The organism is Acetonema longum DSM 6540, assembly GCF_000219125.1.
In the GTDB taxonomy this organism is placed as follows: Bacteria; Bacillota; Negativicutes; order Sporomusales; family Acetonemataceae; genus Acetonema; species Acetonema longum.
The window spans coordinates 1-441 of sequence record NZ_AFGF01000117.1; the positions used below are offsets into that span (position 1 = coordinate 1).

A 441-nucleotide genomic window follows, 5' to 3' on the forward strand; every position below is an offset into this window, starting at 1 on the left:
TAGTCGATTTGGTTGGCGCCGGTGATGAGGTTGATTTCTTCGGCCCAGAGGGCGGCGTTGATTTGGGGCGGCGCGGGTCATGAGGTCGAGTTTGCTGGCGGGGCGGTCTTCCCGGATGCCTTCGCCCTGGATTTGGATGTCGCCTCCGGTGACGCGGAAGGAGGTTAGGCTGCCGTCTGCGTCGATGGTGGGACGGCCGGTGACAAGGCTGATCCGGTCGGCGTTGATGGCGCCGAAGCCGTTGACGGTGATGCCATTGGGGTTTGCGATGACTACGGCGGCTTTGGTTCCGGCGACTTCCAGGGTGCCGTTGAGATTGGTGCGGCCTGTGCCGGTGACTTCGTTGAGGATGAGAGAAGCGGCTTTGCCCTGGAGGTTGGCGTTGGCTTGTACGGTGCCGGCCAGGGTGGTTTGAGCGGTTTGCGTGGCGTTATTTAAAAT

1 protein-coding gene is annotated in these 441 nt (G+C 61.7%); it reads right to left on the reverse strand.

Going from position 1 to position 441, the window contains the following annotated elements; genetic code table 11:
* Positions 1-441, reverse strand: a 441-nt coding sequence (locus ALO_RS12495) for a two-partner secretion domain-containing protein (protein WP_169313148.1), incomplete at both ends; no start/stop codon positions are given.